At 67.5% G+C, this 3,910-nt stretch carries 5 protein-coding genes; 2 read left to right on the forward strand and 3 right to left on the reverse strand.

Translation table 11 applies throughout. The features are described from left to right. On the reverse strand, positions 1-1,132 hold a 1,132-nt coding region (locus QZ847_RS03875; protein ID WP_294353216.1), incomplete at its 3' end, for a gluconate permease. Positions 1,133-1,358: 226 nt separating this feature from the next. Here QZ847_RS03875 and QZ847_RS03880 point away from each other — a divergent pair. Next, on the forward strand, positions 1,359-1,637 hold the full coding sequence (locus QZ847_RS03880; RefSeq protein ID WP_294353218.1) for a LuxR C-terminal-related transcriptional regulator: 279 nt from the start codon (positions 1,359-1,361) through the stop codon (positions 1,635-1,637). Positions 1,638-1,672: 35 nt separating this feature from the next. On the opposite strand, the gene cobO is transcribed toward QZ847_RS03880, so the two are convergent. After that, complete coding sequence (cobO, locus tag QZ847_RS03885; protein WP_294353220.1) at positions 1,673-2,269, reverse strand: cob(I)yrinic acid a,c-diamide adenosyltransferase; 597 nt, start codon at positions 2,267-2,269, stop codon at positions 1,673-1,675. 44 nt (positions 2,270-2,313) lie between these two features. After that, positions 2,314-2,835 (reverse strand): bifunctional adenosylcobinamide kinase/adenosylcobinamide-phosphate guanylyltransferase, encoded by a 522-nt coding sequence (cobU, locus tag QZ847_RS03890; RefSeq protein ID WP_294353222.1) that lies wholly within the window; start codon positions 2,833-2,835, stop codon positions 2,314-2,316. A gap of 48 nt (positions 2,836-2,883) precedes the next feature. Between cobU and QZ847_RS03895 the strand changes: the two genes are divergently transcribed. Next, positions 2,884-3,882: an aminotransferase class I/II-fold pyridoxal phosphate-dependent enzyme gene (locus QZ847_RS03895; RefSeq protein WP_366930168.1), complete on the forward strand. Its 999-nt coding sequence runs from the start codon at positions 2,884-2,886 to the stop codon at positions 3,880-3,882. The last annotated feature ends 28 nt before the right edge of the window (positions 3,883-3,910 follow it).

Consider the following 3,910-nt stretch of genomic DNA (forward strand, 5'->3'; position numbering starts at 1 on the left):
CGACGACGCCGGGCATGACGCCCGCGGTGGTGATCGTGGCGACCGTCGCGGAGCCCGTCGCCAACCTGATACAGACTGCGACGCCCCAGGCGAGCACGACCGGCGACACCGCCGCGCCGCTCGCGGCACGCACCAGCAGGTCGGACAGCCCTGCACTAACCAGCACCTGCTTCAACGCGCCGCCCGCCCCGATCGACAGCAGGATCGCGCCCGCCGGCGCCATCGTCTCCTTCCAGATCGCGGTCTGCACCGGCGTGTCCAGCGCAGCGCGACCGAACAGCAGCGGCAGCGCCACCAGACAGGCGATCAGCAGCGCCACGATCGGGTTGCTCGCCCACGCCAGCGCCTCGGCGTGCGCGGCTAGGTCACCCGGCAGCAAGGCGAGCAACTGCCCCGCGGTAATTAGCGCCACGGGAAGCAGCAGCGCCGCGAGCGCCCGGCCGATCGATGGCGTGGCACTCATCGAGAGAGCAGGCGCGAGCGTCGGTGCTCCCAATTGAACGCCCCGCGTAGTGAACCGCGCGAGCAGCGGTCCCGCGATCACCGCGGTCGGCACTGCCACAATCAGTCCGTACACCATCGTGCGACCCAGATCCGCACCGAGCGACTCGACCGCCAGCAGCGGTCCCGGATGCGGCGGCACCAGCGCGTGGACGACCGACAATCCGGTGATCGCGGACAGCATCAGCCGTAACCTCGTCGCGTCGCCCGCATTCGGCATCGCGGCCGCCGCCGCCACGACGATCGGCAGCAGCAGGACCAGTCCGGTCTCGAAGAACAGCGGCAGCCCGATCACCAGCGCGGTCAACAACGCCGCCCAGGGTGCACCCGCCGGCCCCGACCAGCGCAACACCGCCCGCGCGATTCCGCCCGCACCATCCGACAATTGCAGCATCGCGCCCAGCGCCAGCCCCAATGCGACGACCAGGCCAGTGCCGCCCAGAATATCACCCGCGCCCTTCTGGATCGCCTTGGCCGTGTCCGCCACGGGCAGACCGGCTAATGTGCCGACCGCGAACGCGCCGCACAGCAGGGCGACGAAGGGATGCAGCCGCGCCTTCACGATCAACGCGACCGAGAGCGCAATGCCAGTGAAGGCGGCACCGAGAAGATGCAGGTCGGCCGTCGTCACGCGCGGGTGAGCCGAACTCGACGCGCTTCTTGCCTGATCGTCACCTCACCTCTCCCCGTCCCGGCACGTTCACTGTCCGTTATTCGCCTAAGCTGTACGACAGCCTTCGTCCCAATCAAGCGAATCGCTCGTGATTTGTCCTTCCGGGGATTGAACCTGTCCAACTACATGATGTAAACCGACCCTAGAACAGCGGCAGAATGGCCGCATCGGGGAGGGTCCGGAAATGAACGTTCAGCAAGCAAGTGAAGCACCAAGCATCGTTGCAGGAACAATTGTCCCGTTCACGCCGCCTGCAGCACGACTGACGCCCACCCAGCTCAAGGTCATGGACGGCGTCCGTTCCGGCCTGCTCAACAAGCAGATTGCTTACGACCTCGGCATCGCGGAGGCGACCGTGAAGGCGCACATGACCGCGCTGATGCGCAAGCTGAACGTGCGCAACCGGACGCAGGTCGCGGTCGCCGCGCAGGCGATGGGCTACGATCAGCGTCTGGCGCGCTAGGCCAGCGTCCGGAAGCGGTCGGCGTTACCGCTCGATCAGAATTCCACTCCGGCCTGGGCCTTCACGCCCTGCTCGCGGAACGGGTGCTTGACTAGCGTCATGTCGGTGACCAGGTCGGCCATCTCGATCAGCGCGTCGGGTGCGTTGCGCCCGGTCACGATCACGTGCGTCATCTCAGGTTTCGCGCGCAGCACCTCCAGCACCTCGTCCAGCGGCAGATAATCGTAGCGCAGCACGATGTTCAGTTCGTCGGCCAGCACCATGCGGTAGCTCGGGTCGGCGATCATCCGTTTGACCTCGTCCCAGGCCGCGCGCGCAGTCGCGATGTCGCGCGCGCGGTCCTGCGTGTCCCAGGTGAACCCCTCACCCATCGGCTTGAATTCGACACCCAGCTGGCGGAACACCGGCGCCTCGCCCGTTTCCATGGCACCCTTGACGAACTGGACCACGCCGACCTTCATTCCGTGTCCGACCGCGCGCACCACCATTCCTAGCGCAGCGGAGGTCTTGCCCTTCCCCTTGCCGGTATGAACGATCAGCAGACCCTTCTCGACCTGCTTGGCGGCCACGATCTTGTCGTGCGCCACCTTCTTCTTCGCCATCTTCGCGGCATGTTCTTCGTCACTGCGCATGGCGCACTCCTATGTCGATCGTCTGTTCACGGCCGCGCAGCTAATCAGCCCTTGATCCTCAGCGGCAAGCCGGCGACCACGAGTTCCACCGCGTCGCACACGCCGGCGAGGCGCTGGTTCAGCCGTCCGGCCGCATCGCGAAATAGCCGCGCCAGCGCATTGTCGGGGACGATGCCGAAGCCGACCTCATTGCTGACGAAGACGATGTTCGCCTCCGCTCGCTGGATGGCGCCAACCAGCGCGTCGCTCGCCGCCTCAAGGTCGGCCTCCGCCAGCAGCAGGTTTGACAGCCACAATGTCAGGCAGTCGACCAGCAGCACGCGCCCGCTGCCCGCCTCGGCGACGATCACGCCAGGCAGATCGACCGGCGCCTCGATCGTCCGCCAGCTCACATCGCGGTCACGCTGATGCATCGCGATCCGTTCCGCCATCTCGCCGTCGAACGCCTGCGCGGTCGCGACGAAAATCCGCCTATCCGCAGACGCCTCCGCAATCGCCTGCGCATGCCGGCTCTTGCCCGATCGCGCGCCGCCTAGCACCAGCGTCGTCCTCGCCTGCGCGCTCATGATGCTCCCGACTTGCCCACGGACGCGTGAATGGCGAAGGCGCACGCCGTGACGCAAGCAGAATCATCCCGTTTCGCCCGGCACGGCGGTCGCCTCGACGACGCGCGGCGGCGCTACCCCGACGCGCCCAAGCCCTGGCTCGACCTCTCGACAGGCATCAACCCGCGTCCGTGGGCGCCCGTGTCAGTGGATTTCGACAGCGGTCCGCTTCCAGAGATGAGCAGCTTGCGACACTTGGAGCGCGCTGCTGCAGCGTTCTTCGGATGTGCGCCCGACCAAGTCGCGGCGGTGCCGGGCAGTGAGGTCGCGCTCAGGCTATTACCCTTCACGGGGCTACCCCGTCCGCTGGTAGCCGCCTCGACGGCCTATGGCACGCACCGCGAGGTTGCCGAGGACGCCGTAAGCCATGCCGCGCTCACGCAGCAGGCCGACAATGGTGGCACGCTGCTGGTGGCCAATCCGAACAACCCCGACGGCCTGCTACGTACCCACGACGATCTACTCGCCCTAGCCGCGCGGGCAAGAGCCGCAGGTGGCGCGGTCGTGATCGATGAAGCCTTCGCCGACGTCGACCCTGCGTCCAGCGTCGCGCCGCATCTTCGTGAAGCCTCGAACGTTACGGTCCTGCGCTCGTTCGGCAAGTTCTTCGGGCTGGCCGGCGTACGTCTAGGTTTCGTCGTGGGAGGTTCTGCCGTAATCGATCGCGTGCGCGCGCTGCTCGGCGACTGGCCGGTCAGCACCCAGGCGATCGTATGGGGCACCGCCGCCTACAACGACGCGGCATGGATTGCCGGGACGCGCACGTGGCTCCGCGACCAGGCAGCACGGCTCGACGCACTGCTCGCCACGCACGGGCTCCAGGCCGGCGGGGCCTGCCCGCTGTTCCGCCTGGTCGAGCATCCCGGCGCCTGGGACATCTTCGACCTGCTCGCCCGCGCCGGCATCCTAACGCGCCCGTTCGACGCACAGCCGAACTGGTTACGCTTAGGTCTGCCCGCCGACGACGCGGCCTTCGACCGCCTCGACCGTGCACTCGCGCGTGGCTGATCCGGTCGCGCTCGCCGCGCTGTTTCTA

It is taken from the genome of uncultured Sphingomonas sp. (genome assembly GCF_913778135.1).
GTDB lineage: Bacteria > Pseudomonadota > Alphaproteobacteria > Sphingomonadales > Sphingomonadaceae > Sphingomonas.

What these genes read in the sequence shown, in the direction of transcription:
- QZ847_RS03880 (WP_294353218.1), top strand. Translation starts at nt 1,359, where the DNA reads ATGAACGTTCAGCAAGCAAGTGAAGCACCAAGCATCGTTGCAGGAACA.
- cobO (WP_294353220.1), bottom strand. Translation starts at nt 2,269, where the DNA reads ATGCGCAGTGACGAAGAACATGCCGCGAAGATGGCGAAGAAGAAGGTG.
- cobU (WP_294353222.1), bottom strand. Translation starts at nt 2,835, where the DNA reads ATGAGCGCGCAGGCGAGGACGACGCTGGTGCTAGGCGGCGCGCGATCG.